This window comes from Aequorivita sp. IT1282, assembly GCF_058068205.1.
Genome location: NZ_JBYRHR010000013.1, coordinates 1 through 1,162, shown reverse-complemented (window position 1 = coordinate 1,162; position 1,162 = coordinate 1). Strand labels below are relative to the sequence as shown.

Genomic DNA, 1,162 nt, shown 5'->3' with positions numbered 1-1,162 from the left:
TATTCGTGTAAGGCATTAGTATCTCTGTACCTGGAATTCCAGCTATCGCATCGGCCTCAAATTCATAATAGGTTACAGATACGTCTGGCTCACCATCTTTAATATCTATATCGGCAAGGGTAAGATCCCAACCGCCTACTATACCGTCATCATCATCGTCGCAAAGTTCTAACGGATCTGGGGTTGTGTTTGGGTTTGGGTTTGGTAATACTGTTAGGGTAAGGGTAATTAAAGTTTTACATCCAAACTCTGAACTTGCGCGACCTATTACTGTTTGTGGGGTTGCTGTATTTTGAAACGTAGTTGGGTTAGGAATCGGAATACCTGCAGCTTCATCGGCTGCATTTAAAAACCACTCTACTGTAATGGTAGGATCGCCACCGGTTACTAATATGTTTTGGCTGGTAAGATCAAATGTTGAAATTTCATCTTCAAGGGTACTTCCCTGAAGTTCATCGTCGCAAAGTGACATTTCAAAAGGACCCAAATTCGCAGGGCGTGGATCTACAATAAGGGTTAATGTTACAATGTCGTAACAGCCTTCACTAACATTAGGGTTTGGAGGGATGGTGCCCGTGCCGTTACCTACTATCAGTATATAAATATCTTGTGGGTTGGTGCTGTTTAAAAAGTTTGTCGGGTCTGGAATGGCCTGAGAAAAATCTGGTGCGTTCATCGCATTATCGCCAGCAACGGTTGCATCTACAAGGCTTTCGTAATAGTAAAGGTCAAAACCGCTTGGGTCTAGGGTGCCTAGCACTTCTGCAGCAACTACCGTAAGGTCAAAAAACGTAAAGCCATCGGCTACAGTATCGTCGCACAAACGTAGTGGTTCTGCAGGTTCTGTGCCCACTGGCGAAAAACGCACCTCAAGGGCAAAGGAAACAACAACCGTACAGCTGTTGGTACTGCTAGAAACTCGCGCCCAAACACCACCGGTGCCATAGTTTGGATCTAATGGGTCTGTAATGGGTGCATCTAGATAAATCTGATCGTTTACATACGGATTCGGTAATGGCAATACACCATTTTCTGCATCTAGCATCGTTCCGTGGTAAGTAACCGTTAAGGTAGGATCGCCCATAGTAATCACCAAATCCTGCTGGGTAAGGTCAAAAGCAGCAAAGCCGTCGTTGTTTACATCGCACTCAATAAGGTTTCC

At 44.7% G+C, this 1,162-nt stretch carries 1 pseudogene; it reads right to left on the bottom strand.

What is annotated here, in order from left to right:
- Positions 1-1,162, bottom strand: a pseudogene (locus AC3RVG_RS15970) (hypothetical protein); the annotation flags it as partial.